Consider the following 24,827-nt stretch of genomic DNA (forward strand, 5'->3'; position numbering starts at 1 on the left):
GACCCTTTCGCCGCGTTGAGTCCACGACGGACCTCGCGCACCACGAAGGCGGCATGTTATGTTCACCGCGTGATCAAAGTTGACCATGATTCGTCATTACTCGACGTCCGCGGAGTCACGAAGTCCTTCGCCGGCGTTCGCGCGCTGCGCGGCGTCGACCTGCAGGTCCGTGCCGGCGAGGTCCACTGCATCCTCGGTCAGAACGGCGCCGGAAAGTCGACGCTCATCAAGACGCTCGCGGGTGTGCACCGACCGGACGACGGCGAGATCCGGTGGTCAGGCGAGGTCGTCGAGATCCCCGACCCGGATGCCGGGCTCGCGATGGGGATCGCGACGATGTATCAGGAGCTCGACGTCGTCGACGGCTTGACCATCGCGGAGAACATCTTCCTCGGTCACGAACTGTCCCGGGCCGGGTTCTCCCGGCGCGGCGAAGCCGCCGCCCGGACCCGTGAGCTCCTCCGCCGGTTGGGGCACGGCGGCCTCTCGCCCCACCTCGAGGTGGGCCAGCTGAGCGCCGCCAACAAGCAGATCGTCGCGATGGCCCGCGCGCTCTCGCACGACGTGAAGCTGATCATCATGGACGAGCCGTCGGCGGTCCTCGACACGCACGAGGTCCAGAATCTGTTCGGCGTCGTCCGCGAGCTCACCTCCGCCGGCATCGCCGTGGTCTACATCACCCACCGTCTCGAGGAGATCCGCCAGATCGGCGACCGGATCACGGTTCTGAAGGACGGCCGGACGACCGCGACCGGACTCCCCGTGGCGGACACCCCCACCCCCGAGCTGATCCGGTTGATGACCGGCCGCGAGGTCGCGAACGTGTTCCCTCCCGCCGCTCCCCTCCCCGCCGACGCCCCCGTCATCCTCGACGTCGAGGGACTGTCGCTGCGCGGTGTCTTCGAGGATGTGTCGTTCCAGGTGCGCGCCGGCGAGGTCGTCGGGCTCGCCGGGCTCGTCGGATCGGGGCGCTCCGAGATCCTCGAAACCGTCTACGGCGCCCGCCGGGCGACGTCGGGCACCGTCTCGGTGGCCGGTCGGAGGCTTCGGCGGGGGTCGGTCGTCGACGCTGTCGCGGCCGGCGTCGGACTCTCGCCCGAGGAACGCAAGAGCCAGGGGCTGGTCCTGGACGAGCCGATCGCGATGAACGTGAGCCTTCCCTCCATCCCGCGATTCGCCCGCGCGGGCTTCTTGGACTTCCGAGCGGAGCGGGCCGCCGCCCGGCAGCAGATCGAGGCCCTCGAGCTCCGACCCGCTGACCCCGACCGTCCGGCACGGACACTCTCCGGTGGGAACCAGCAGAAGATCCTGCTCGCCCGGTGGCTCGTGCACGGAACCCGGGTCCTCCTGCTCGACGAACCGACGCGCGGCGTCGACGTCGGCGCCCGGGCGGAGATCTATGCGCTCATCAGGCGGCTGGCAGCCGACGGCAACGCCGTCGTGATCGTCTCGAGCGAGATCGAGGAGGTGATCGGCCTGTCCGACACCGTCCTCGTCGTCGCGGAGGGACGCATCCTCTCCGCCGCCCCCTCCACCCAGATCGACGAGCACGGCGTGCTCGACCTCGTCATGAAAGGAACCGCCGCGTGAGCGAGCAGACCACCACGGGGGCGGACACTCCCCTCACCCCGACAGAGCCCGCGGCGACGACCTCGACCGTCACCACTGAGGACGCACCGATGTGGCGCCGCATCCTCTCCGGATCCGTCGGGCGCAACCTCGGCCTCGTCCTGGCCCTGCTCGTCCTCGTCATCGTGGGGGCCGTCACGGCCCCGGACACATTCCTCGGCCTGTCGAACATCATGGTCATCCTCCGTCAGGCATCGATCGTCGGGGTGATCAGCATCGGGATGACGCTCGTCATCATCGCGGGCGGGATCGACCTGTCCGTCGGCTCCGTGCTGGGCCTCGCCTCCGTGGTGGGCGCCCTCGCCGCCGTGCAGGACCTCGCCGATCAGACCCACTGGATCGTGATGGTCCTCGTCGCCCTCGCGGTCGGCGTGTTCGCGGGGCTGCTCAACGGCATCGTCATCGCCTACGGCAACGTCGTCGCCTTCATGGCGACCCTCGCCATGCTGGTGGGCGCCCGGGGTCTCGCAGAGATCCTCGCCGATCGCCGCACCCTGCAGGTCGGCGGTCAGCGGGAGTTCATCACCTTCATGAACCTCGACATCCTCGGCGTCGACATGCTCATCTGGATCTTCCTGGTGGTCTCCGTCCTCGGCTGGGTCCTGTTGAACCGGACGACGTTCGGACGACGCACGGTCGCGATCGGCGGCAACCGCGAGGCGGCCCGATTGGCGGGCATCAACGTCAAGCGTCACGTGCTGTACCTGTACGCGTTGTCCGGACTCTGCGCGGGCATCGCCGGTGTGATGATCCTCGGTCGCACGACCGCGGGGACCTCGGTGAACGGCCAGCTCTACGAGCTGGACGCGATCGCGGCCGTCGTCGTCGGTGGAACCCTCCTGATCGGCGGGCGCGGAACCATCACGGGCACGGTGCTGGGTGTCCTGATCTTCCAGACGCTGACCAATGTGTTCATCCAGAACAACCTCACGTCGTCGGTCCAGGCCGTCGCGAAGGGCGTCATCATCGTCGTGGCGGTGCTCCTGCAGCAGCGATTCGCACGGCCCGCCGGGCGCTCGTCCTGAGCCCCCGGCCCCCCGGCGTCACATGAGCGGATCCGCAGGATCACCGGGGGACAATTGACGGACGCAGGAGATACGACCGCGCGCAGCAGGACTTGGAAGAAGTGGCCCGATGACAGACTCCCCCTCCCTCGCCAGCGGCGTCAGCGAGCTCTTCCAACTGCTCCGCGACGGCGTGCCGCGCACGCGGGCAGAGCTCGCGAAGTCCACGGGGCTCGCGCGGTCGACGATCGCCGCGAGAGTCGATGAACTGATGCGGATGGGACTGATCACGGCGGTCGCGGACAAGGTGTCGACCGGCGGGCGACCGCCGTCGCAGTTCGCCCTCAATCCCGCTGCCCGGGTGGTCATCGCGGCCGACCTGGGCGCGTCCCACGCGACGGTGGCGATCGCCGACCTGGCGGGGACGATCCTCGCGGAGTCGTCGGAGCCGATCGACATCGCCGACGGACCGGATGCCGTGCTGTCCTGGCTCCTCGATGGAGCCCGTCGCCTGCTCACCCAGGTCGGTCGCGACGACGCCGCCGTTGCGGCCGTCGGCATCGGTGTGCCGGGACCGGTCGAGCATTCGAGCGGCAAGCCGTCCACCCCGCCGATCATGCCGGGGTGGGACGGGTTCGACATCCCCGGGTGGTTGCAGGCGCACATCCCCGTGCCGGTGCTGGTCGACAACGACGTCAACACGATGGCTCTCGGCGAACGCGCGACGGCGTGGCCGTCGGTGGACAACCTCCTCTTCGTCAAGATCGCGACGGGTATCGGCGCGGGTCTCATCTCCGACGGACATCTCCAGCGGGGCGCACAGGGGGTCGCCGGCGACATCGGCCACGTCCACATCGCACGGGGCGGGGACGTGCCGTGCACCTGCGGCAACCGCGGGTGCCTCGAGGCGCTCGCCTCCGGTCCCGCGATAGCGCGGAGCCTGCGGGGGATCGGCGTGGAGGCACGTACAGGCAGCGACGTCGTCGACCTCGTCAAGCACGGCAACGTGCACGCGATCCAAGCCGTTCGGCAGGCCGGACGCGACATCGGCGAGGTGCTCACGACCTGCGTGAGCCTCGTCAATCCGTCGGTCATCGCCATCGGCGGGTCGATGGCGCGCGTCGGCGAGCACCTGATCGCCGGAGTGCGCGAGGTCGTGTATGCCCGCTCCGCACCGCTGGCGACGGCCCACCTGTCGATCGTGCAGTCCGCGACGGGCGCGGAAGCCGGTGTGCTGGGCGCCAGCATCCTCGCCGTCGAGCATGCGCTCTCGCGCGACGTGCTGGCCGCCGGCGTCGCGGCCGTCTGACCGCACGGGCGGGCACTCGGCGGGTCGGGTCCGTCGCGCGGGAGGGGCGACTTAGGATCGACGGGTGACCCCCGAACTCGCCGCCCGGATCGTCGCGGACTCCCGCGACCGGGTGGCCTGGATGCGGGCACGGTCCCGCGGCATCACTGCGACCGACGTCGCCGCCCTCACGAGCGAGAAGGCGATCGCGCGGGCAGCCGAGGCCAAACTCAACGGCTCCGGATTCAGCGGCAACGCCTACACCGACCACGGTCGGCGTCGCGAGCCCGAGATCGCCGCGTGGGTTGCGGCGACCCACGGCATCCGCCCCTCGTCTGCGCTGTTCCACGCGGAGATCGAGAAGCGGCACCTCGCGACCCCTGACGGGATCATGGTGGATGCCGCCGGCCGCGTCACGCTCGCCGAGATCAAGACGACGAACAAGACGTGGAAGTCGATCCCCCGCACCTATCTGCGTCAGGTGTGGTGGCAGCAGCACGTCCTGGGCGCCGAGCGCACCCTCGTCGTCTGGGAGGAGCACCAGGACTTCGTTCCCCTGCGGGACGAGCCGCGGTGCGCGTGGATCGATCGCGACGAGGCCGAGATCGGCTCGCTCGTGCGCCTGGCCACCGCCCTGATCGACGAGCTCTACCGCCGCACGACGGGCAAGACACCGCCGGTGCGCGAGACGGCCGCGCCGGTCAGCCGTCGCGAGCAGCTGCGCGAGCGCGACATCTTCCGCGCGCTCGCCTTCGCGGACTGACGCGCCCTCACTCTCGCCCGGCTACGGGCGACGATCGGCGCGCTCTCATCCAGATAGTTGACGCGTATCAAGTTCAGGCATATAGTTGACTTCAATCAATTGTTGACCTGAATCATCTAACAGGAGTCGTATGTCCACCTCGACCCCCACCGCACCGCGCCGGGTCCTCGCTCCGCTCTCGGGGCTCCTCCTCGGCATGTTCGTGTCGATGATCGCCTCGACCGTCGTCTCGACGTCGCTGCCCGTGATCATCCACGACCTCCAGGGCGACCAGGGCGCCTTCACCTGGGTGGTGACGGCGACGCTCCTCACCACCGCGATCTCGACGCCGATCTGGGGCAAACTGGCCGACCTCGTGAACCGCAAGGCGCTCTACCAGATCGCCCTCGTCATCTTCGTGCTCGCGACCGCCGCCGCCGGGTTCGCGCAGGACCCCGGCACGCTCATCGCCTTCCGCGCCGTGCAGGGCCTCGGCGCCGGCGGCCTCGCCGCCCTCAGCCAGGTGCTCATGGCGGACATCATCAGCCCGCGCGAGCGCGGCCGTTACATGGGACTGTTCGGCGCCGTCATGGCCGTCGCCACCGTCGGCGGCCCGCTGCTGGGCGGGGTCATCACCGACGCGTTCGGCTGGCGCTGGAACTTCTTCGTGTCGCTCCCGGTCGCCGTCGCCGCGCTCCTCATGGTGCAGCGCACCCTTCCGCACTCCACCGCCAGCACCCGCCGTCCCCGGATCGACTACCTCGGCATCGTGCTGCTGTCGACCGCGGTCTCGCTCCTGCTCGTCTGGGTCACGAGCGCCGGCTCCAGCTTCGACTGGTGGGGTATCGAGACCATCCTCATGGTCGGGGGCGCCCTCGTCGCCGCGGTGCTCTTCGTGATCGTCGAGCTGCGCACCGCCGAGCCGCTCGTGCCGCTGACCCTCTTCCGCGACCGCACCTTCACCCTCGCCGTCGTCGCCTCGATCGCCACGGGCATCGCCATGTTCGGCGCGTCCGTCTTCCTCGGCCAGTACATGCAGATGGCGCGCGGTGCGACCCCGACCGAAGCGGGCCTCATGACGATCCCGATGATCGCGGGTCTGCTCCTGTCGTCCGTCGGCGTCGGCGCGCTCATCACGCGGTTCGGCCACTGGAAGCCGTACCTCGTCGTGGGCAGCATCCTGCTGACCGCGGGGGCATGGCTCCTGTCGACCATCCACTACGACACGGACTTCTTCCTCGTCTCGGTGTACATGTTCCTGCTCGGCGCCGGCGTCGGAATGACGATGCAGAACCTCGTCCTGGCCGTGCAGAACTCTGCCAAGCCCTCCGAGATCGGCGTCGCCAGCTCGGGCGTCACCTTCTTCCGGAGCCTCGGCGGCACGGTCGGTGTCTCGCTCATGGGCGCCGCGCTCGCCACACGGGTCACGGACCTTTTCGGGGGCGCGCAGGAGAAGATCGCCGCGGCACTGACCGCCCTCGGCCCCGAGGGCGCGACCTGGGCGAAGCAGCTCGCCTCCGGCGCCCTCCCGCGCGTGGCGACCATGCCCGAGGGTCTCCGCGTGATCGTCGAGGACATCTATGCGCAGGGCATCTCGTCCGCGTTCCTCATCGCCGTGCCGTTCGGGGTGATCAGCATCCTGGCCGTCATCTTCCTGCCGAACCGGAGCCTCAGCACCATGACGACCTCCGAACGTCGCCAGGCATCGGAGGCCGACCTCGCCACCGTCTCGGTCCCCGCCGGAATGGACGCGGTGACGGCGACCGGCACCGTCCCGACCGTCGACACGGATGCCGACGAGGACGAGCCCGCCGTCGAGGCGCGTCGATAACATGGACCTGATGTCCGCCACGACCGACCGAGAGGCCCGCACCCGCGCGGTGCGGGCCCTCGAGGGCGAGTTCAGCGACCTGATCACGCTCTTCCGACGCAAGATCACCGAGAACGCGAACCGCGTGAGCCCGGGCATGCTGCCCGGCGCCTACAAGGTGTTCACGACGATCGTGCGTCACGAACCGGTCACCCAGTCGGCTCTCGCCGAGATGCTCCTCCTCGACAAGGGTCAGCTCAGCCGCAGCGTCCGCGAACTGACGGACCTCGGACTGATCGAACGCACGCCGGACCCCAACGACGGTCGCTCGAGCCTGCTGAGCGCGACCGCCCTCGGACGGGAACGGCTGGCTGACGCCCGCGGCCCCCAGGAGGGCGCGCTCCTCGCAGCCCTCGAGGACTGGCGCGTCGACGACATCGAGAACCTCGCCCGGCTGCTCCACGCCCTCGTCGCCGGGTCGCGACCCGACGGCGGCCCCACCACGTAGGCCGCCGCCGGGCCGGTCCCCCGGTCAGCCCGCGTGGACCGCGAGCTCGTACACGCGAGCGATCTTCGCCTCGGTCGTGGATGCCGAGGGGTTGGTGACGGTCAAGCGCAACTGATCGACGCCCGCCACCCCGATCGGTATCTCGCGAGCCGCCTGCGTGTTGCCGGTGACGGATGCCACCTGCTGCCACCCGGCACTCGTGTGGACCTCGACGGTGAAGTCGACGAGGACCGTCCCGGATCCGGCACCGAACCCGCTGTAGACCCCCACGGAGGTCACATCGAGCGGGGCGTCGAGCGTGACGGTCGCGGTGGGAGTCGCGTCGCCCACGGCCGACAGCCACCGACCGGCATCCGAGCAGTCGCCGTCGACGAGGTTGTCGCCGCCGTACGCCGCGCTGTAGGTGGACGACACGCTCACCGCGGCGCCGACGGCGTCGTGCGTCGCGCACGGCGAGACACTCGGCTCACCCGCCAGCCAGTCCTTGATGAACTGCCCCTGGTGCTCACCGCCGAGGACGTTCCAGTCGTAGTCGAACATCTGCGGCTTCCAGAAGTTGTCGAGGATCCAGGCCTGCCAGTTGATCCATGGACGGGCGTCCATGTACGCACGGAACGGGACGCCCCAGTTGGTCGTCGTGCCGGCCGTGATCGAGTCGGAGAACTCGCCCGGCGGGTTCCACCCGAACTCGGTGACGACGACCGGCAGCTGCTGCGCGGCGGTGCCGAACTTCCCGTCCAGGAGGGTCGCCGTGGGAGCTCCCTGGTTGGGGTAGAGGTGATAGACGTACGCGGTGTTGTCGTCGTCGATCGGGTCGGTGAGCGCGCCGTTGAGCATCGTGCTCCACTGCGGCGAACCCATGAGCAGGAGCGTGTCGGGTGCGGTCTCGCGGATGCCGTCCACGACCGGCTGGATGTAGGCCTTCCACGTGCTCCAGTTCGCCGGGTTGATCGGCTCGTTGAAGACCTCGAAGATCACGTTGGGGTTCGCGCCGTAGCGCGGCGCGATGTAGTCCCAGAACCGTTCCACCGTCGAACGCGGGACGGCACCGGCGGCATCCCCGTAGTCGCGGACGAGGTGCAGATCGACGATGACGTACATGCCGAGGTCGACGGCCTGATCGACGTACGGGGCGATGTACTGGGCGTCGTAGGCGGCGAGGTCCGTCGTCGCCCCGATCTCGGTCACCGGGAGCCGTAGCGCACGGGTGTTCCACGCCGCCGCGATGTCGATCAGCTCCGACGTCGGCTTGATGTTGCAGTACTCGCAGAGGTCGTTCTGCTCGGGAGCGAGGATCGAGACCCCGCGCAGGTCCGCCGGCGCGCCGGTCGCGTCGAGCACCTGGTTGCCCTGCACCTGGAGTGCCGGGAGCGGAGCGGATGCCGCGGCCGCCGCCTCGGCGACCTCACCTCCCGGAGGCGCCGCCGTCGCCGAGGCGACCGCGGGCGCGCCGAGCGCCCAGAGGAGGGCGGCGGCGATGGCGCCGGTCGTTGCCCGCACGCGTCGCGCGCGGAGCGGAGATCGTGTCATGGTCTTCCCTTTCCGATCCGTCGGCGGCCTCGTCGCCGCCGACATCCCCGGCTCCGTCGCCGGGAGCTCACTCACCGTCGCCTCAGCGACCCCTCACACCCGCGTCCTCTCCGCCTCGGGGACCCAGTGGTGGGTGCGCACCGCTTCGGGCCAGCGCAGGCTGATCCCGAGGGTGTCGCTGAGCAGGCGCTGGTAGTCCGCCAGCAGGGTCTCGTCGGCGCGCACGGCGCGCGGCGGCATCCGTCGCTCGGTCGCGAACGCCGCCAGCGCACCGATGGCCTCGCCGATGCTCCACTCCACGGGATGGAGCCGGTAGCAGCCGTTGGTGATGTGCGTCGTGCCGATGTTCTTGCCCGCGGGGAGCAGGTTGTCCACGCGCACCGGCAACAGGGCGCCGAGCGGGATCTGGAACGGATACGACTCGATGTCGACATAGGTGCGTCCGGCGGTGCTCGGGTGGAGGTCGATGCGGTAGTGCCCGAGACCGACGCTGTCGGCGAAGAGCGCACTGCCGGCACCCGCGCCGCGAGCCTCGACGCCCACATGCTGTTCCAGCACGCGGAACTCCGTCAGCGCCCGCCGCGACTCGCGGACGTACACGGATTTCGCGTACCCGTCGTCGGTCCCGGTGACATCGCCCCGCAGCCGGAGCCCCGGATATCCCTGCCCGCCGTCCTCACGCGGTGCCTCGGTCTGCATCCAGTGGAGGAAGGATGCCGAGAGCTCCTTGCTCGCGCGGAGCGCCTGAGCCGCGGCATCCTCGGTCACCCCGAGCAGCGGCGCCTCCCAGTAGTCGATCTGCGGCCAGTTGACGAGCGAGACGTCGGAGTCGATCGTGCCCTCCCGGAAGTTCTGCGCGGCGATGACGCGGCGGAACCGCCAGAGGTCGAACGGCACGTCCGGGGTCGGCCGGAGCTGAAAGATCGGTCGGGTGCGCACGCGCAGACCGATCGGCTCGACGTCGACCCACGACAACTGCGGACCGGGCCAGAACGGGTCGACGTGGGTGCGCCAGTGGTCGTACCTGGCGGGCTTGTCCCCGGTGTGATCCTCGCCCGGGCGGTGCTCGAGGGCGAAGCACCATGACACCGCCTGCTGATCGGCGGGGTCGGCCTCGGCCGGGGCATGCAGTTCGCCGGTGTCGTCCCGGCCTTCGGCGCCGATCGTGTGCTCGATCCCTCCGAGCGCCAGCAGCTCCCCCAGCTCGGTCGCGTCGACGACGAGCGGGGCTGTGAGGGTTCGGTCGCCGCGCGGTCCGCGCACGGTGACGGAGCGGATGCGGTCGCCCGCCGTCTCGACGTGCACCGGGCGGTGCTCGCGCATCACCTCGAGGCGCCCGGACGTCAGCCACGGCGCCACCATCTCGTCGATGACCGCCGCGGCGACGCGCGGCTCGTGGCACATCCGGCTCACGATGCCGATACCGGGGTCGAGCCGTGGGTCGGCGGCTGCAGACGCCGTCAGCGGATAGTTCCGGCGATAGTAGTCGCGCACCCGGTTCCGGAACTCGGCGTAGCCCGGCGGGGCGTCGGCCGACTCGATCCAGGCGTTCTCGTCCGGAGGCACCGCTTGCGCCGTCAGCTGACCGCCCAGCCAGTCGGTCTCCTCCGTCAGGACGACCCGCAGGCCCAGGCGCAGTGCGGTGAGCGCGGCGGCGACGCCGCTCGTCCCGCCGCCGACGATGAGCAGGTCCGGATGCCGCATCAGGCGACACTCCCTCGCACCGGGGCCACGGTCGCCCCGAGCACATGGGTGCACGGCACGAGAGCGCTCTCGCGGGGCGCGTCGGGATCCGAGATCATCGCGATCAGCCGGTCGACGGCGATGCGCCCGATCTCCTTGCGCGGAATGCGCAGGTCGCTCCAGGTGACCTCGGATGCCGCGGTGTCCTCCAGGACGGCGACCGACACGTCACCGGGGATCGACACGCCGCGGTCGGCGAGTCGGCGGCGGAGGGTCGCGGCGATGCGCTCCGACTCCACCACCGCGGCGGTGGCCCTCCCGTCGGCGAGGGCGTCGACGACGACGTCGGACAGCCCCGCCTGCTCGGCCAAGTACCCCGGCGAGTCGTCCTGGATCCGCAGCCGTTCAACGGCCTCGCGATAGCCGGAACGCCGGTCCTCGTACGGTTCGCCGCCGATCGAATCGCGCACGTACACGAGCCGGCGATGACCGAGGCCGTGCAGCCGTTCGACGATCTCGGATGCCGCGGCCCAGTAGTCGGGCACGATGCACGGGAACGGTGCCCCCGGCACCTCGCGTCGACCGATGTGCACGAAGGGGTACCCGTCGTGCCAGAGACGGGCGAGCTCGTCGCGGTCGGCCGCCATGCCGAGCAGGATGCTGCCGTCGGCGATCGTGAGCCGGTTCGTCTCGTCGCGGTAGATGCGCCGCCCGCCGGCGCCGTCGCCGGTCGAACTGAACAGGACCAGGTCGTGCCGGCTCTCCTCGGCGCGCTCCTCGATGCCGAGGAGGAACTCGAAGTAGAACGACTCCCGCGCGTGCGGGAACAGCGCCTCGAAGGTGTGGACACCGAGGAGCTGGGTCCGCTTGCCGCGGAGGTTGCGCGCGATGGGGTTCGGGACGTAGCCGAGGGTCGCGATCGCCTCGCGGACGCGGCGACGCGTGTCCTCCGGGATCCGGGCGGCCGACGCGTCCCCGCTGATGACGCGGGAGACGGCAGATTGCGAGACGCCGGCGAGCCGCGCGACGTCGGACTGTCGGGCGGGACGCCCGCGCACGGGACGGTCGGGGAGATCGGTCATGAGGGGTCCTCTGCGGTGCGTCGGGAGATGAGGGCGGTCATCGAGGCGGTCTGGAGCAGGTCGGCTCGGCCTGCCGGATGGAGCCAGCAGTCCGACCAGTGGCCGTCCTCGCGCTGCATCCGCGGCGGCGCCTCGGTGCGGCACTGCGCCATCGCGAACGGACAGCGAGGGTGGAAGCGGCAGCCGTCCGGCGGATCTATGAGGCTCGGCGGCTCACCCAGGTCGTCCGCCGTGCCGAAGATCTCGTCGCGGTCGCCGGTGACCCCGCGGTGGGGATCCGGGGACGACTCGACGAGCAGCTTCGTGTACGGATGCTGCGGGTTCGAGATGACCTCATCCTTCGGACCGGCCTCGACCATCTGACCGGCGTACATGACCACGATGTCGTCGCAGAGGTAGCGGGCACTGGCGATGTCATGCGTGATGTAGAGCATCGCGAGCCCGTCCTCGCGGCACAGCCTGTCGAGGAGGTTCAACATCTCGAGACGGATCGACACATCGAGCATCGAGATCGGCTCGTCGCCGAGCAGCACGCGCGGCTCGACGGCGAGCGCGCGCGCGATGACGACGCGTTGACGCTGTCCGCCCGACAGCTCGTGCGGGAACTTGTCGATGTAGTCCCGCGCGGGGCTGAGGCTCACCCGCTCCAGCAGCGCCAGCATCCGCTCTTCGTGCTCGGCCTTGGAGCCGGACCGATGGTGCAGCCGGAGTGCCCGGTCGAGGTTGTGGCGCACCCGGTGGAGCGGGTTCAGGGAGCCGAAAGGGTCTTGGAAGATCAGCTGGACGTCCTTGCGGTACGCCTTCTCGACATCGCCGCCGGCCCGCACCGGGGTGCCGTCGAGGATGATCTCGCCCGAGGTCGGCTCGTAGAACCGCGCGAGCATGCGGGCGAGTGTCGTCTTGCCGCTGCCGCTCTCGCCGACCACCGCCGTGATGCGGCCGGGACGCAGGCGGATGCTGGCACCCTCGACGGCGCGCACCACCTGCGACGACCCGACGGTCCCCGCGACCGTGAAGTGCTTCGAGACGTCGACCGCCTCCAGGACCGCCTCGCTCATGCGGGCACCTCCTCGTCGTGAAGATGACAGGCGACGATCGTGTCGCCCACGGGCTGCAGCAGCGGAAGCTCGGTGCGGCATCGGTCCATGACGGCGGGGCAGCGATCCGCGAAGGCGCACCCCGGGGGCAGTGCGCGCAGGTCGGGAGGCGTGCCCGGAATGCCCTCGAGTCGGGTCGATGTGGCGTGGAGGGGCGGGAAGGAGTCCCGGAGCCCCTTCGTGTACGGGTGCCGGGGCGAGTGGTAGACGTCGCGCGCGGGGGCGAGCTCGACGATCCGTCCGCCGTACATCACCGCAATACGGTCGGCGAGTTCGAGCAGGAGCGACAGGTCGTGCGTGACGAAGACCACCGCGAACCCGAACTCCCGTCGCAGGCGCAGCACCTGCGCGAGGATCTGCCGCTGCATGACGACATCGACCGCGGTCGTCGGCTCGTCCATGACGATCAGCTCCGGCCGGCAGGCGAGGGCGAGGGCGATCGTGGCGCGCTGCCGCATCCCTCCGGACAGCTCGTGCGGGTAGCTCCGCACCCGGTCGGCCGAGATGCCGACGAGGCCGAGCAGACGACGCGCCTCGTCCCACGCGGCGGCGCGCGACATCCGACGGTCGTGCGTCCGGAGCACGTCGACGAACTGCGCCCCGAGGCGCATGACCGGATTGAGGGCGTCCATCGCGCTCTGCAGCACGATCGACATCCGGGTCCAGCGGAGGCCCCGCAGCGCCTTCGGGGTGAGGGTGACGAGGTCGATCGCCTCCCCGCGGTCGCGCGGGCGGTAGCGGATGCTGCCCGCCGTCGTGACCGCCGGCGGACGCTGCAGCCGGGTGAGCGCCGTGATCAGCGTGGACTTGCCCGATCCTGACTCGCCGACGACGCCGAGGATCTCGCCGCGGCCGAGGGTGAAGGAGATGTCGGAGCAGGCGCGGGTGGGAGCTCCCGCCGAGGCGTACTCGACGGTCAGCCCGCTCACCTCCAGGAGTGCGTCTCCCGCTCCGCCGGACGGTTGGATGCCGGGAGTGCGGACGTCGGTGGTGAGGCTCATCTCAGACTCCTTCGCTCACGAGGGCGGCACGGCGCACGCGGGCGGTGCGCTTGGCGACGGTCCGCGAGGCGGAGCGCAGCTTGGGGTTGGCGAGCTCGTCGACGCCGAAGTTGATGAGCGCCGCGGCCGTGCCGACGAGGGCGATGCAGAGCCCGGGCGGGACGAGCCACCACCACAGACCACGCAGGACGGCGCTCTGCTGCTGGGCGGCCTGGATCATGGTGCCCCAGCTGACGGCGGACGAGTCGGAGACACCGAGGAAGGCGAGGCCCGCCTCGGCCATGACGCCACCGATGAGACCGCCGAGGAACATCGACGCGATCCACCCGTACAGATGCGGCAGGACCTCGGTGAAGATGAGCCGCGTGTGGGACTCGCCCAGCATCCGCATGGCCTGCACGAAATCGCGGCTCGACACGCTCATCGCCTGCGCTCGCAGGGTGCGGGCACCGCCCGCCCATCCGAACACGCCGATGATGACGGCGATCATCACGAGACCCGTGCCCTGCAGGTACCCGGCCACGACGAAGATGAGCGGCAGCACCGGCATGACGAGGAAGAGGTTGGTGAGGAAGTTCAGCGACTGACCCGCCGCCCCGCGGAAGTACCCCGAGGGGACACCGACGACGATCGCGAGGAACGTGCCGATGGCCGCCGAGAGGAAACCGACGAACATCGAGCCGCGCGCGCCCTCGACCACCTGAGCGAGCACGTCCTGCCCGAACTGGGTGGTGCCGAGGAGGTGCTCGGCGCTGGGGGGCTGGGCGATCGCGGCGATGTCGTTCGCGCGGGCGTCGAGGCCGGCGAGGTCGAGGAGGGCGCCCCCGAAGACGGCCAGGATCACGAAGAAGGAGAGCACGATCACCCCGAAGGTGACCTTGCCGTTGCCGAAGAGCCGGTATCTCATCTCAGGACCCCTCCCGCACCCGCGGATCGAGGGTCGCGTAGACGGAATCGGCGATGAGGTTCGCCAGCAGCACCGCGAGCGTCACGAGGAGGAAGACCCCCTGCATGACCGGGTAGTCGCGCTTCTGCAGGGCCGAGAACAGCAGGTATCCGATGCCGGGGTAGCTGAACACGATCTCGGTGAGCAGGGCACCACCGACGACACCGCCGAGGGCCATGGCGAAACCCGTGAACTGCGGCAGCATCGCGTTGCGGGCGGCGTAGCGCCACCGCACCCGTGCGGGCGAGAGCCCCTTGGCCTGCGCGAGCAGGACGTAGTCCTCGCCGACGGTCGTCACCGTCATGTTGCGCATGCCGAGCATCCAGCCGCCGAAGGCGGAGAAGACGATCGTCGCCGCCGGGAGCGCGCCGTACTGCAGCGTGCTGAGGAGGAACGGGATGTTCACGCCCACCGGGAGGTTCGGGTCGTAGCCGCCACCGAGGGGGAACCATCCGAGGATGAACCCGAAGAACCACACCGCGAGGAGCGCGATCCAGAAGTAGGGCACCGATGACACGAAGGTCACGAGCGGGGTGACGATCGTGTCGAACCGCGAGCCGGCACGCCACCCGGCCGCCACGCCGAGCGCGGTGCCGATGACGAAGGCGGCGATGGTGGTCGTCCCGACCAGCAGCAGCGTCCACGGGAGGCCCGCCGCCACGAGGTCGGACACCGGTACCGGGAAGTTCACGATCGAGACGCCGAGGTCGAACCTTGCCAGCTGCCCGAGGTAGCCGAGGTACTGCTCAAACAGGTTCTCCTGCGGATTGCCGAACAGACCCTGGATCGACTGGAGCGTCGCCGGCGCGAGCGCCTGACCGCTCACCCGCTCGAGCTGGTCGATGATCGCCGCCGACGGGTCACCGGGCATGAGACGCGGGATGACGAAGTTCAGCGTGATCGCCGCCCACGCCGCCGCCAGGTAGAACCCGAGACGCTTCAGCAGGAACGATCCGCGCCCCTTCGGCGACTTCTTCTTCGCGGTGGCCTGCGCCACGCTCACGGTGGCGGAGGTCACCGCGCCGGGGGCGAGGCTCATGATGCCGGCTTCAGAGACAGCAGGGTCCGGATGGTGTCGGGTCCGAGGCTCGGGAACGGCACGGCATCGAAGTCGTCCGGCGTGGGCCACCCCGTCCAGTTGGTGGCATTCACGTCGACGAACCAGTACGAGTTGTAGAGCGGACTGAACGGCACCTCGTCGACGACGATCCGCTGCATCTGCATGCCGAGGTCCTTCATCGTCGCCTCGTCCGACGCCTCGGTCATCTGCGTCAGGATCGCGTCGGTCTCGGGGTCGTCCCACCGTCCGATGTTCGTCGCCGCGGCGGTGCCGAGGGGCTCGACGTACCTGCTGTCGAGGAAGCCGTACACGCCGTAGACACCCGCACCGCCGGTGGTGGCGATCGTGAGGTCGAAGTCGCCCGTCTTCTGCTGGTCGTAGAGCGTCGCGCCCGGCGCACCGGCCGGTGCCACCGTCACGCCGAGGACCTTCTTCCAACTGTTGATCATGATGTCCGCGTACGCGTTCCATCCGAAGTCCTGGTTGAACGAGATCCGCGGGGTGTAGCTCTTGCCGTCCTTGACGAGGGCGCCGTCGACCACCTCGTACCCGCTGGCGGCCAGCGCCGCGGTCGCGGCATCCGCGTCGACCTCCTGCACGACGCCGCGATACTCGGGTGCGATCCAGTCGCTGTAGATCTGGTCGACCAGCCCGGTCGGGCCCGCCTCGGTGCCGGGGCGGTTCAAGGTCGCCGTGATGTCCGACCGCGGGATCGACAGCGCGAAGGCGCGCCGCAGGTCCACGTCGTCGAACGGTGCCTGTGCGGTGTTGTACATCATCGAGTAGGCGCCACCCGTGGCGTAGAGCTGGTAGAGGTTCTTCGCGGGGTCCTTCGCGACGAACTCCTCCTCGGCGTTGGGCCAGCCGGCGGGCGCCCAATCGACGTCGCCGCGGAGCAGCTGCGCCTTCACCGTCTCGCCGCTGGTGGCGAGGATCTTCATGTAGGCCATCGGGAGCGTGCCGCCCCAGTAGTCCTCGCGCGCCTTGAGGGTCACCTGCTGCGCGGCGAACGCGTCGAGCGTGAAGGGACCCGTCCCCACGGGATCGGGGTTCGTCCACGTCGCGAGGTCCTGCTCCTTCCAGATGTGCTCGGGCACCATGGGCAGCGAGCTCGACGCGAACTGGTTGAGGGCGGCGAACGACGGGCTGTCGAACGTCACGTCGACGGTGTCGTCGTCCACCTTGTCGACACCCGTGTAGGTGACGCCCGCGAGGTTGAGCTCCGGCTTGTCGAGCGGGAGGGACAGCGAATAGGCGACGTCGTCGGCGGTCAGCGGCTCGCCGTCCGAGAACGTCACGTCGTCGCGGATGTCGATGGTCAGTGTCGTCCCGGCGGCATCGAAGGTCATCTCCTCGGCCAGCCACGGTTCCACCACCGCGCCGTTGGAGTAGTCGATGCGGGCGAGCGGCTCATAGATGAGTTCCGCGTTGGGTGCCTTCTCGGTCGCGGGCCCCAGCACGTTGTAGTTGCGGACGTAGGTCGTCCCGCCGTCGGACTTGCCGAAGATGATGGTGTTCGCCCGGGTGCTGCCGGTCTGGGTGGTCGTCGTCCCGGCGGTGCAGCCGGTGACGGCCAGTACCGCGGATGCCGCGACGGCGACGACGACGAGAGGTCTGTGTGTGCGCATGTCCTGTCTCCTTCGACGGGGTGGGCATTCGTATGAGCTAAGGATCCGCGACGTAGCGGAGAAGTGCTTCTACGTATGCGCACCAGAGTAGGAACGGTGCGCGAAGATGTCAACGATCACTTTCTCCGGTCGCTCCGCCCGGGCTTCTCGTTCCGGTGATGCCGACGTAACACCGTCGAGACAATGTCGCGATTGACTGGTCATCCACCGAGCACCTACAGCGCTCGCCGTCGAGCGCAGGTGAGAAGGAGCAGCCGATGCGATTCCGGCCGCTGCGATCCGCAGCCCCCACCGCGAGCGAGGTCGTCGAGGTGACCGCCCCTCCCCCGGCGATGCGTGGAGTGGTCTACGACGCTCCGGGCGACGCCGAGGTCCTCCGCGTCGCCGAGGTCCCCGTGCCCCGCCCCGCGCTCAGCGAGCTGCTCGTGCGTGTCGTCGCCGCGGGTGTCAACCCGATCGACGCCAAGACCCGAGCCGGCCGCGGCCTCCACGCTCTGATCGCCGACCCCGCGACGCCGCTCGGGTTCGACTTCAGCGGTGTCGTCGTGGCCAGCCCGTTCGAGGCGCACCCGCTCCAGCCGGGCGACCCCGTCTTCGGCATGGCGCCGTTCCCCCGCTCGGGCGGGAGCTACGCCGAGTACGTCGTGGTGCCCTCGTTGTCGGTGGCGCGCAAACCGACCTCGCTCTCCCACGTCGAGGCCGCCGGCGTCCCCGTCGCCGCCCTGACCGCCTGGGGTCTCGTCGTCGAGACGGCCCACGCGCACGAGGGCCAGCGCGTCCTCATCCACGCCGGCGCGGGGGGTGTGGGCCACTTCGCCGTGCAGCTCGCGGCGTACTTCGGCGCGCACGTGACGGCGACCGGCTCGGAGCGCAACCTCGGCTGGCTGCGCGAACTCGGGGCATCCGTCGCCATCGACTACACGACCACCCGCTTCGAAGAGGTCGTCGGCGAGGTCGACGTCGTCATCGACCTCGTCGGCAACGTCCACGGCGACACCGGCACACGGTCCCTGACCGTCCTGCGACCCGGCGGTCTCTACGCCATGGTGCCGACGGGGGCGTGGGACGGATACGCGGATGCCGCCGCTGCGGCCGGCGTGCGAGCCACGTCCTACAAGACGATCCCCGACGGTTCCGTGCTCTCGACTCTCGGACGCCTCCTCGACTCGGGTGCCATCCAGGTCTACATCGACCGGGTCTTCGACCTCGCCGAGGCGGCACAGGCGCACCGTGAGCTCGAGCGCGGGCACACGCGGGGCAAGGTGGTCCTCAGCGTGGCGGACGCCTGATGCGCCGCATCCGCCTCGTCGTCCGAGGCATCGTCCAGGGCGTCGGGTTCCGGTTCGCGATGCAGCACACCGCACGTGCGGCCGGGGCGACGGGGTGGGTGCGCAACCTGTCGAACGGCACGGTCGAGGCCGAGGTGCAGGGCGACGCGGCCGCCGTCGAAACCCTCGTCGACTGGGCGGCGAAGGGACCTCGCGGCGGCGTCGTCGACGATGTCGTGCTGACCGAGATCACCCCGCTCGAGGACGAATCGGGTTTCGAGATCCGCCGCGACGCCTGACGCCTCAGTCCTCGAGCGGTCGCAGGATCCGGTCGAGGAAGCGCCGAGTGCGCTCGTTCTGCGGCGCCGTGAAGAGGTCGCGCGGGTGGCCCCGTTCGACGATGACGCCCGCGTCGAAGAAGACGACCTCGTCGGCGACCTGCCGCGCGAAGCCGAGCTCGTGGGTGACGATGACCATCGTCCACCCCTCCTCGGCGAGCTCCTTCAACACGAGCAGCACCTCGCCCACCAGCTCGGGATCGAGAGCGCTGGTCGGCTCGTCGAACAGCAGCACGTCCGGCGCGAGGGCGAGCGCCCGCACGATGCCGACGCGCTGCTGCTGACCTCCGGACAGCTCGTGCGGATAGGCATCGCGCTTCTCGGCGAGTCCGACGCGGGCCAGCAGCCGCTCCGCGTCGGCGACGGCTGTCTGCTTCGCGATCCCCCGCGCGTGCACCGGCCCCTCGATCACGTTCTCGAGGACCGTCAGGTGCGGGAAGAGGTTGTGGTGCTGGAAGACCATCGCGGAGCGGTCGCGCAAGGCGGCGCGCTGCTGTCTCGCCGCCGCACCCTTCAGCGGGGCGGCGAAGTCGTGCGTCTGGCCGTCGGAGAAGGTCACGACGCCGGCGTCGGGGGCTTCGAGACCGTTCAGGCAGCGGAGCACCGTGGTCTTACCGGACCCGCTGGGGCCGATGAGGCAGACGACCTCGCCGCGGCTCACGGCGAAGTCGACGCCGTCCAGGACGACGTTGTCGCCGAAGGACTTGCGGAGCCCGGCGACGGCGAGCAGGGGTGCGTCAGTGTGCGACACGGCGGTCGAGCCTCCGTTCGATGCGGTCCTGACCGAAGGAGAGGACGAGGCAGAAGAGCCAGTAGATGACGGCGGCCTCGATGTAGACGACCAGGAACTCCGAGCTGAACGCGGCGATGCGTTGCGCGGCGAGGAACAGCTCGGCGACTGTGATCTGGGCGACGAGCGAGGTGTCCTTCACGAGGGAGATGAACGTGTTCGACAGGGGCGGCACCGAGACGCGTGCCGCCTGCGGCAAGATGATGCGCCGGAGCGCCGTCGCCCGCGGCAGCCCGACCGTGAACGCGGCCTCCCACTGCCCCTTCGGGACCGAGAGGATCGCGGCGCGGATGACCTCGGCCGCGTACCCGCCCACGTTGAGCGAGAGCGCGATCACCGCGGCCGGCCACGCCTCGAGGCGGATGTCGATCTGCGGAAGCCCGTAGTAGACCACGAAGATCTGCACGAGCAGCGGTGTGCCTCGGATGACCGAGATGTAGAACCGGGCGAGCCCCGACAGCACCCGGTTGCCCGAGATCCGCATCAATGCCGCGGCGATCGCCAGGACGAGACCGACCACGAACGAGACGAGCGCGAGGGGGATCGTCACCGTCACCCCGGCCACGAGCATCGGCCAGAACGAGCTCAGGACCAGCTGCCATGTATCGGCGTCCACCGGCATCCTTTCGCAGAACGGGCGACGGGCCCGACGTGCGCCTCACAGCGCCGCGCCGAGCCCGTCGGGGCCGGAATCACTCGGTGACGTCGGCTCCGAAGTAGGTCTCGCTGATCTTCGCGAGGGTTCCATCTTCGCGCAGCTCGTCGAGCGCGTCGTCGATCTTCTCGATCAGGGCCGTCTTGTCCTTCGTGGCGACGACCGCGCTCTGTGCGGGGTCGGTCTCTGCCGCGATCTTCAGACCCGTCGGGCCGTTGGTCTTCTCGTAGTCGAGGAACGTCAGCTTGTCGTTGACGGTCGCGTCGACGCGACCCTGACGCAGCAGCTCGACGGCCTGGGCCCATCCTTCGATGGGGGTGACGTCGGCACCGGCCTCCTCGGCGAGCTGGAAGAAGTTGCTCGTGAGCGACTGCGCGGTCTTCTTGCCCTTCAGATCCGCGAAGCTCGAGATCGAGTCGTCGTCCTCCTGCACCACGACGACGCTCGGCGACACCGTGTACGGCTCGCTGAAGAGGTACTTCTCCTCGCGCTCGGGATTGATCGAGACCTGATTGGCGATGACGTCGACCCGGCCCGCGTCGAGACCGGCGAAGATGCCGTCCCACTGGGTCTCCTGGAACTCGACCTCGAGGTCGAGCTTCTCGGCGACCGCCTCGATGATCTCGACGTCGTAGCCGACGAGCTTGCCGGTCTCGTCGTGGTAGGTGAAGGGCCGGTATGTGCCCTCGGTCGCGACCGTCAGCGTGCCCGCCTTCGCGAGACCGAGGTCCTCGCCGCCGGCGGCCGGTTGCCCCGAGTTCGTGGAGCAGGCGGTCAGCGCCAGGACGGTGCTGAGGGCGAGGGCTCCGAGGGCAGCGGTACGACGGGACATGGATCTCCTTGGTGAGGGGGTGGGATGCGGTCGCGCAGCAGCGGTGGCCGGCGCGACCCTTCAGTACAACACGCACAGCCGTGAGATCTTCCCCGGGTGACGGACTGTGTCAGCGCGCCAGCCCCGCCGCCAACTCCGCGAACACCGCAGCGGCGTCGTCCTGCCGCGACAACCGGGCAGCCTGCCCGGCCCACAACGACACCAGGTCGCCGTCGTGCGGTGCGGCGGAGCGGAAGGCACCCGTCAACCAGTTCTGCGCGGGGAACGGCGCGATCGCCCCACTCTGCTCGATCGTACGGACCGCGCGATTCGGGATGCCGCGGGCCAGCCGACCGCTCATCGCACGGGTGAGCACGGTGTCGGTGTCGACCGCCGCCGCGAGCGCTGCGCGGTGCGCGTCCGACGCCGCGGACTGCCGCGTGCGCAGGAAGGCGGTCCCCACCTGCACGCCGGCGGCTCCGAGCGCGAGGGCAGCGGCGACACCTCTGCGATCCGCGACACCGCCGGCCGCGATGACGGGGACATCGACGGCGTCGACCACCTGCGGCACGAGCGCGAAGGTTCCCACGAGTGAGTCCTCCGCGCGCCGCAGGAAGCTCACCCGGTGCCCGGCTGCCTCGGCACCGCTCGCCACGACGGCGTCTACACCGCCGTCCGCGAGTGCCACCGCCTCGGCGACGGACGTCCCGGTGCCCACGACGCGGATGCCGCGTCGATGCGCTCCGGCCACGACCTCGGGCGCGGGTACGCCGAACACCACGCTCAGGACAGCGGGCGCGGCATCCCACACCGCCTCCAGCTGCTCCGCCCAGGGTGGGACGAAGGCGGCCGGCAGCGCGGGTTCGGCGACACCTGCGGCCTCGAACAGCGGGGCGGCGGCCGCCCGCGCAGCGGTCAGGTCGACGTCGTCCGGTGTGACCTCATCCCCCGTGGGGAGCCACAGGTTGAGCGCGAAGGGACGGGAGGTCGCGGCGCGCAGCGCGGCGGCGGTCTCGCGGATGCGATCGCCGGAGTAGCCGTAGAGACCGAAGGAGCCGAGACCCCCGGACTCGCTGATGCTCGCCGTAAGCGCGACCGACGACAGCCCTCCGAACGGGCCGAGAACGATCGGAACGTCGATACCGAGGAGAGTCCGCAGATCACCGATCACGCCTCGACGCTACCAACCCGCGGACGACGAAGGGGCCCCACCCGGAGGTGGAGCCCCTTGCTGTCAGAGACCTCAGACGAGGGCGTTGACGTCCAGCGGGATGCCGGGACCGAACGTGGTCGAGACGGCGCCCTTCTGGATGTAACGGCCCTTCGCGCTCGAGGGCTTCAGACGCACGATCTCTTCGAGAGCGGCGGTGAAGTTCTCGTTGAGCTGCTCGGCCGTGAACGACGCCTTGCCGACCACGAAGTGGACGTTGGCGTGCTTGTCGACGCGGAACTCGATCTTTCCGCCCTTGATCTCCTCGACGGCCTTGGCCGGGTTGGGGGTCACGGTACCGGTCTTCGGGTTCGGCATGAGGCCGCGGGGTCCGAGGACCTTACCGAGACGACCGACCTGGCCCATGAGCTCGGGGGTGGAGACCGCCGAGTCGAACGCGGTGTAGCCACCGGCGACCTTCTCGATGAGCTCGGCGCCACCGACCTCGTCGGCACCCGCGGCGATGGCCGCCTCGGCAGCGGGACCGGTCGCGAACACGATGACGCGGGCGGTCTTGCCGGTGCCGTGGGGCAGGATGACCGTGCCGCGGACCATCTGGTCCGCCTTGCGCGGGTCGACGGCGAGCTTCAGCGCGACCTCGACGGTCGAGTCGAACTTCGCGGAGCCGGTCTCCTTGGCGAGGGCGACAGCCTGCTCGGAGGAGTAGAACGTGGAGCGGTCGATCTTCGCCGCTGCTGCTTCGTAAGCCTTGGACTTAGCCATTGTTCTGTTCCCCTCAGCTCTCGACCGTGATGCCCATGGAGCGGGCGGTGCCGGCGATGATCAGCGAGGCGGCCTCGATGTCGTTCGCGTTCAGGTCGGGCATCTTGGTCTCGGCGATCTGACGGACCTGGTCCTTGGTCAGCTTCGCGACCTTGACGGTGTGCGGGGTCTTCGAACCCTTCGCGACGCCGGCGGCCTTCTTGATGAGCTCCGCGGCGGGCGGGGTCTTCAGGACGAAGGTGAAGCTGCGGTCCTCGTAGACGGTGATCTCGACGGGGATGACGTTGCCGCGCTGCGACTCGGTCGCGGCGTTGTACGCCTTGCAGAACTCCATGATGTTGACGCCATGCTGACCGAGCGCGGGGCCGATCGGCGGCGCCGGGTTGGCGGCACCGGCGTTGATCTGAAGCTTGATCAGGCCGGTCACCTTCTTCTTCGGTGCCATTCCTCTTCCTTTCACGAGCGGGACAGATGCCCCGTTCTCCCACGGTCCCGGCGGTTCCGGGTCGTGGTGGTGTTCGCGCGCACGACGAAACGGCGCACAAACCACATGAGTCTACCGCATCCGGCATCCGTCGGCACAACGACGAAGGCCCCGCCGGAGCGGGGCCTTCGCGCGATGCGTCTTACTGCGCTGCGGTCTTTACTGCTTCGTGACCTGATCGAAGCTGAGCTCGACCGGGGTCTCGCGCTCGAAGAGCGAGACGAGGACCGTGAGCTTGCCGCTTTCGGGCTTGATCTCGGAGATCGACCCGGGCAGGCCCGCGAACGAGCCCTCCTTGATCGTGATGGTCTCGCCGATCTCGAAGTCGACCTCGGTGACCACCGAACGCGCCTGCGTGGCGGAACCCTTGGCGGCTCCGGCCTTCGCGGGGGCGACCTCCTTGGCCTCGACGAGAGGCTTCAGCATGTTGAAGGCCTCTTCGAAACGCAGCGGCGTCGGGTTGTGGGCATTGCCGACGAAGCCGGTGACGCCGGGCGTGTGGCGCACGACCGACCAGGTGTCCTCGTTGAGCTCCATGCGGACCAGCACGTAGCCCGGGATCCGCACGCGGTTGACCATCTTGCGCTGGCCGTTCTTGATCTCGACGACGTCCTCCATCGGGACCTCGACCTGGTAGATGTCGTCCTCGACCTCGAGCGTGGACTTGCGCTGCTCGATGTTGGCCTTCACCTTGCGCTCGAAACCGGCGTAGGAGTGGATGACGTACCACTTGCCCTCGAGCGAGCGCAGCTCCTGACGGAACGCCTCGTACGGGTCCTCGGGGGTCTCGTCCTCGTCGTCGCCGAGCTCGGGACCGTCGTACGGGGCTACCTCGTCGGCCGCGGCGGCGGCGCGCTCGGCCTCCTCGTCGGCGAGCGACTCGGTGAGCACCTCGGCAGCGGCCTCGGCCTCGTCGGCCTGGTCGATCTCGAGCGCGTCGTTGACGATGCGGTCGGCCTCGGGGTCTTCGATCACGACGGCATCCTCTCCGGTCGGCTCGTCATCAGCGGGTTCGTCGTCCTCGATGTGCAGCGCGGCGTGCTCGGCGGACTCGGCGGAACGCTCCTGGTCGGCCAGGACGTTGCCCTCCTGGGCCTCGTCGTCCTCGCTGGACTGCTCCGCGGCGGTCGACCAGTCGGCGTCGTCGACATATCTTTCGGTCACGTCATTCACTTCCCTGCAGGTTCGGCTTCGATGTTCGGCGGCGGCGCGGCGGGCTGTTCCGGTGCTCCGGGATGCCGTCCGTCACCGCGGCGGGTGGTCGTCCGTTCGTCAGCTCGGCACGTCGAAGACGATGTCCGTGACCCAGGTGAAGAGCAGGTCGAGCCCGTACACGATCGCCATCACGACGACGACGAATCCCAGGACCACGAGCGTGAACTTGACGAGCTCCTGTCGGGTCGGCGTGACGACCTTGCGGAGTTCGGCGATCACCTGGCGGATGAAGAGGGCGATCCGCTGGAAGAAGTTGAGCTTCTTCTCACGGGTGGCGCCGCTGCTGGCAGCGACGACCTCGCCGTTCGGCTCATCCTGGACCATT

General features: G+C 69.6%; 24 protein-coding genes. 8 read left to right on the forward strand and 16 right to left on the reverse strand.

Annotated elements, in window-relative coordinates; genetic code table 11:
• Positions 1 to 69 precede the first annotated feature (69 nt).
• The 6 genes from ACIGEP_RS14340 to ACIGEP_RS14365 all read left to right on the forward strand — a co-directional run bounded on the left by ACIGEP_RS14340 (position 70) and on the right by ACIGEP_RS14365 (position 6,981).
• Complete coding sequence (locus ACIGEP_RS14340) at positions 70 to 1,590, forward strand: sugar ABC transporter ATP-binding protein (protein ID WP_396662306.1); 1,521 nt, start codon at positions 70 to 72, stop codon at positions 1,588 to 1,590.
• On the forward strand, positions 1,587 to 2,654 hold the full coding sequence (locus ACIGEP_RS14345) for an ABC transporter permease (RefSeq protein WP_396662307.1): 1,068 nt from the start codon (positions 1,587 to 1,589) through the stop codon (positions 2,652 to 2,654). The genes ACIGEP_RS14340 and ACIGEP_RS14345 overlap by 4 nt, the downstream gene beginning before the upstream one ends.
• 109 nt (positions 2,655 to 2,763) lie before the next feature.
• Positions 2,764 to 3,942 (forward strand): ROK family protein, encoded by a 1,179-nt coding sequence (locus tag ACIGEP_RS14350; protein WP_396662308.1) that lies wholly within the window; start codon positions 2,764 to 2,766, stop codon positions 3,940 to 3,942.
• Between the two features lie 64 nt (positions 3,943 to 4,006).
• Entirely contained in the window at positions 4,007 to 4,684 is a 678-nt protein-coding gene (locus ACIGEP_RS14355; RefSeq protein WP_396662309.1) for a YqaJ viral recombinase family protein, read from the forward strand.
• Positions 4,685 to 4,814: 130 nt separating this feature from the next.
• A complete protein-coding gene (locus ACIGEP_RS14360; protein ID WP_396662310.1) occupies positions 4,815 to 6,494 on the forward strand; it encodes an MDR family MFS transporter in 1,680 nt (559 codons plus the stop codon).
• 10 nt (positions 6,495 to 6,504) lie between these two features.
• Positions 6,505 to 6,981, forward strand: coding sequence for a MarR family winged helix-turn-helix transcriptional regulator (locus ACIGEP_RS14365; protein ID WP_396662311.1), 477 nt, complete (start codon positions 6,505 to 6,507; stop codon positions 6,979 to 6,981).
• A gap of 24 nt (positions 6,982 to 7,005) precedes the next feature.
• On the opposite strand, the gene ACIGEP_RS14370 is transcribed toward ACIGEP_RS14365, so the two are convergent.
• The 8 genes from ACIGEP_RS14370 to ACIGEP_RS14405 all read right to left on the reverse strand — a co-directional run bounded on the left by ACIGEP_RS14370 (position 7,006) and on the right by ACIGEP_RS14405 (position 17,008).
• Positions 7,006 to 8,511, reverse strand: coding sequence for a cellulase family glycosylhydrolase (locus tag ACIGEP_RS14370; protein ID WP_396662312.1), 1,506 nt, complete (start codon positions 8,509 to 8,511; stop codon positions 7,006 to 7,008).
• A gap of 93 nt (positions 8,512 to 8,604) precedes the next feature.
• Positions 8,605 to 10,215 carry an FAD-dependent oxidoreductase gene (locus tag ACIGEP_RS14375; RefSeq protein ID WP_396662313.1) on the reverse strand — a complete coding sequence of 537 codons (1,611 nt, stop codon included), beginning with the start codon at positions 10,213 to 10,215 and terminating at the stop codon, positions 8,605 to 8,607.
• A complete protein-coding gene (locus tag ACIGEP_RS14380; RefSeq protein WP_396662314.1) occupies positions 10,215 to 11,276 on the reverse strand; it encodes a LacI family DNA-binding transcriptional regulator in 1,062 nt (353 codons plus the stop codon). Before ACIGEP_RS14380 ends, ACIGEP_RS14375 begins: the two co-directional genes overlap by 1 nt.
• Positions 11,273 to 12,334 (reverse strand): ABC transporter ATP-binding protein, encoded by a 1,062-nt coding sequence (locus ACIGEP_RS14385; protein WP_396662315.1) that lies wholly within the window; start codon positions 12,332 to 12,334, stop codon positions 11,273 to 11,275. The genes ACIGEP_RS14380 and ACIGEP_RS14385 overlap by 4 nt, the downstream gene beginning before the upstream one ends.
• Entirely contained in the window at positions 12,331 to 13,374 is a 1,044-nt protein-coding gene (locus tag ACIGEP_RS14390; protein ID WP_396662316.1) for an ABC transporter ATP-binding protein, read from the reverse strand. Before ACIGEP_RS14390 ends, ACIGEP_RS14385 begins: the two co-directional genes overlap by 4 nt.
• 1 nt (position 13,375) lies before the next feature.
• Complete coding sequence (locus tag ACIGEP_RS14395) at positions 13,376 to 14,281, reverse strand: ABC transporter permease (RefSeq protein WP_396662317.1); 906 nt, start codon at positions 14,279 to 14,281, stop codon at positions 13,376 to 13,378.
• Position 14,282: 1 nt separating this feature from the next.
• Complete coding sequence (locus ACIGEP_RS14400; RefSeq protein WP_396662318.1) at positions 14,283 to 15,359, reverse strand: ABC transporter permease; 1,077 nt, start codon at positions 15,357 to 15,359, stop codon at positions 14,283 to 14,285.
• Positions 15,356 to 17,008 (reverse strand): ABC transporter substrate-binding protein, encoded by a 1,653-nt coding sequence (locus ACIGEP_RS14405; RefSeq protein ID WP_396662319.1) that lies wholly within the window; start codon positions 17,006 to 17,008, stop codon positions 15,356 to 15,358. The genes ACIGEP_RS14400 and ACIGEP_RS14405 overlap by 4 nt, the downstream gene beginning before the upstream one ends.
• A gap of 257 nt (positions 17,009 to 17,265) precedes the next feature.
• Here ACIGEP_RS14405 and ACIGEP_RS14410 point away from each other — a divergent pair, with 257 nt between their 5' ends.
• Together ACIGEP_RS14410 and ACIGEP_RS14415 are read left to right on the forward strand one after the other, a co-directional pair.
• On the forward strand, positions 17,266 to 18,297 hold the full coding sequence (locus ACIGEP_RS14410) for an NADP-dependent oxidoreductase (protein ID WP_396662320.1): 1,032 nt from the start codon (positions 17,266 to 17,268) through the stop codon (positions 18,295 to 18,297).
• Positions 18,297 to 18,575 (forward strand): acylphosphatase, encoded by a 279-nt coding sequence (locus tag ACIGEP_RS14415; RefSeq protein ID WP_396662321.1) that lies wholly within the window; start codon positions 18,297 to 18,299, stop codon positions 18,573 to 18,575. The genes ACIGEP_RS14410 and ACIGEP_RS14415 overlap by 1 nt, the downstream gene beginning before the upstream one ends.
• A 4-nt stretch (positions 18,576 to 18,579) precedes the next feature.
• Here ACIGEP_RS14415 and ACIGEP_RS14420 read toward each other — a convergent pair whose 3' ends face one another.
• From ACIGEP_RS14420 to secE, 8 genes are all read right to left on the reverse strand, one after another.
• Positions 18,580 to 19,365: an amino acid ABC transporter ATP-binding protein gene (locus ACIGEP_RS14420; protein ID WP_396662322.1), complete on the reverse strand. Its 786-nt coding sequence runs from the start codon at positions 19,363 to 19,365 to the stop codon at positions 18,580 to 18,582.
• Complete coding sequence (locus ACIGEP_RS14425; RefSeq protein WP_396662614.1) at positions 19,352 to 19,975, reverse strand: amino acid ABC transporter permease; 624 nt, start codon at positions 19,973 to 19,975, stop codon at positions 19,352 to 19,354. Before ACIGEP_RS14425 ends, ACIGEP_RS14420 begins: the two co-directional genes overlap by 14 nt.
• 121 nt (positions 19,976 to 20,096) lie before the next feature.
• Positions 20,097 to 20,891, reverse strand: a complete 795-nt coding sequence (locus tag ACIGEP_RS14430) for an amino acid ABC transporter substrate-binding protein (RefSeq protein WP_396662323.1) — start codon at positions 20,889 to 20,891, stop codon at positions 20,097 to 20,099.
• Between the two features lie 109 nt (positions 20,892 to 21,000).
• Entirely contained in the window at positions 21,001 to 22,038 is a 1,038-nt protein-coding gene (locus ACIGEP_RS14435; RefSeq protein WP_396662615.1) for an NAD(P)H-dependent flavin oxidoreductase, read from the reverse strand.
• 75 nt (positions 22,039 to 22,113) lie between these two features.
• Positions 22,114 to 22,803: a 50S ribosomal protein L1 gene (gene rplA, locus ACIGEP_RS14440; protein ID WP_396662324.1), complete on the reverse strand. Its 690-nt coding sequence runs from the start codon at positions 22,801 to 22,803 to the stop codon at positions 22,114 to 22,116.
• 13 nt (positions 22,804 to 22,816) lie between these two features.
• Entirely contained in the window at positions 22,817 to 23,248 is a 432-nt protein-coding gene (gene rplK / locus ACIGEP_RS14445; RefSeq protein WP_396662325.1) for a 50S ribosomal protein L11, read from the reverse strand.
• A 198-nt stretch (positions 23,249 to 23,446) separates the two neighbouring features.
• Positions 23,447 to 24,451 (reverse strand): transcription termination/antitermination protein NusG, encoded by a 1,005-nt coding sequence (nusG, locus tag ACIGEP_RS14450; RefSeq protein WP_396662326.1) that lies wholly within the window; start codon positions 24,449 to 24,451, stop codon positions 23,447 to 23,449.
• Between the two features lie 108 nt (positions 24,452 to 24,559).
• Positions 24,560 to 24,826, reverse strand: a complete 267-nt coding sequence (gene secE, locus ACIGEP_RS14455; protein ID WP_064002978.1) for a preprotein translocase subunit SecE — start codon at positions 24,824 to 24,826, stop codon at positions 24,560 to 24,562.
• Between the last annotated feature and the right edge of the window lies 1 nt (position 24,827).

The organism is Microbacterium sp. NPDC077663, from assembly GCF_044542795.1.
Lineage (GTDB): Bacteria > Actinomycetota > Actinomycetes > Actinomycetales > Microbacteriaceae > Microbacterium.

Bases quoted from the DNA above. Each gene is read 5' to 3' on its own strand.
- ACIGEP_RS14365 (WP_396662311.1), top strand. From the start codon at position 6,505: ATGTCCGCCACGACCGACCGAGAGGCCCGCACCCGCGCGGTGCGGGCC.
- rplA (WP_396662324.1), bottom strand. From the start codon at position 22,803: ATGGCTAAGTCCAAGGCTTACGAAGCAGCAGCGGCGAAGATCGACCGC.
- ACIGEP_RS14385 (WP_396662315.1), bottom strand. From the start codon at position 12,334: ATGAGCGAGGCGGTCCTGGAGGCGGTCGACGTCTCGAAGCACTTCACG.
- ACIGEP_RS14375 (WP_396662313.1), bottom strand. From the start codon at position 10,215: ATGCGGCATCCGGACCTGCTCATCGTCGGCGGCGGGACGAGCGGCGTC.
- ACIGEP_RS14390 (WP_396662316.1), bottom strand. From the start codon at position 13,374: ATGAGCCTCACCACCGACGTCCGCACTCCCGGCATCCAACCGTCCGGC.
- ACIGEP_RS14370 (WP_396662312.1), bottom strand. From the start codon at position 8,511: ATGACACGATCTCCGCTCCGCGCGCGACGCGTGCGGGCAACGACCGGC.
- rplK (WP_396662325.1), bottom strand. From the start codon at position 23,248: ATGGCACCGAAGAAGAAGGTGACCGGCCTGATCAAGCTTCAGATCAAC.
- ACIGEP_RS14380 (WP_396662314.1), bottom strand. From the start codon at position 11,276: ATGACCGATCTCCCCGACCGTCCCGTGCGCGGGCGTCCCGCCCGACAG.
- secE (WP_064002978.1), bottom strand. From the start codon at position 24,826: ATGGTCCAGGATGAGCCGAACGGCGAGGTCGTCGCTGCCAGCAGCGGC.
- ACIGEP_RS14430 (WP_396662323.1), bottom strand. From the start codon at position 20,891: ATGTCCCGTCGTACCGCTGCCCTCGGAGCCCTCGCCCTCAGCACCGTC.
- ACIGEP_RS14360 (WP_396662310.1), top strand. From the start codon at position 4,815: ATGTCCACCTCGACCCCCACCGCACCGCGCCGGGTCCTCGCTCCGCTC.
- ACIGEP_RS14395 (WP_396662317.1), bottom strand. From the start codon at position 14,281: ATGAGATACCGGCTCTTCGGCAACGGCAAGGTCACCTTCGGGGTGATC.
- ACIGEP_RS14400 (WP_396662318.1), bottom strand. From the start codon at position 15,359: ATGAGCCTCGCCCCCGGCGCGGTGACCTCCGCCACCGTGAGCGTGGCG.
- ACIGEP_RS14405 (WP_396662319.1), bottom strand. From the start codon at position 17,008: ATGCGCACACACAGACCTCTCGTCGTCGTCGCCGTCGCGGCATCCGCG.
- ACIGEP_RS14410 (WP_396662320.1), top strand. From the start codon at position 17,266: ATGCGATTCCGGCCGCTGCGATCCGCAGCCCCCACCGCGAGCGAGGTC.
- ACIGEP_RS14425 (WP_396662614.1), bottom strand. From the start codon at position 19,975: ATGCTCGTGGCCGGGGTGACGGTGACGATCCCCCTCGCGCTCGTCTCG.
- ACIGEP_RS14415 (WP_396662321.1), top strand. From the start codon at position 18,297: ATGCGCCGCATCCGCCTCGTCGTCCGAGGCATCGTCCAGGGCGTCGGG.
- ACIGEP_RS14350 (WP_396662308.1), top strand. From the start codon at position 2,764: ATGACAGACTCCCCCTCCCTCGCCAGCGGCGTCAGCGAGCTCTTCCAA.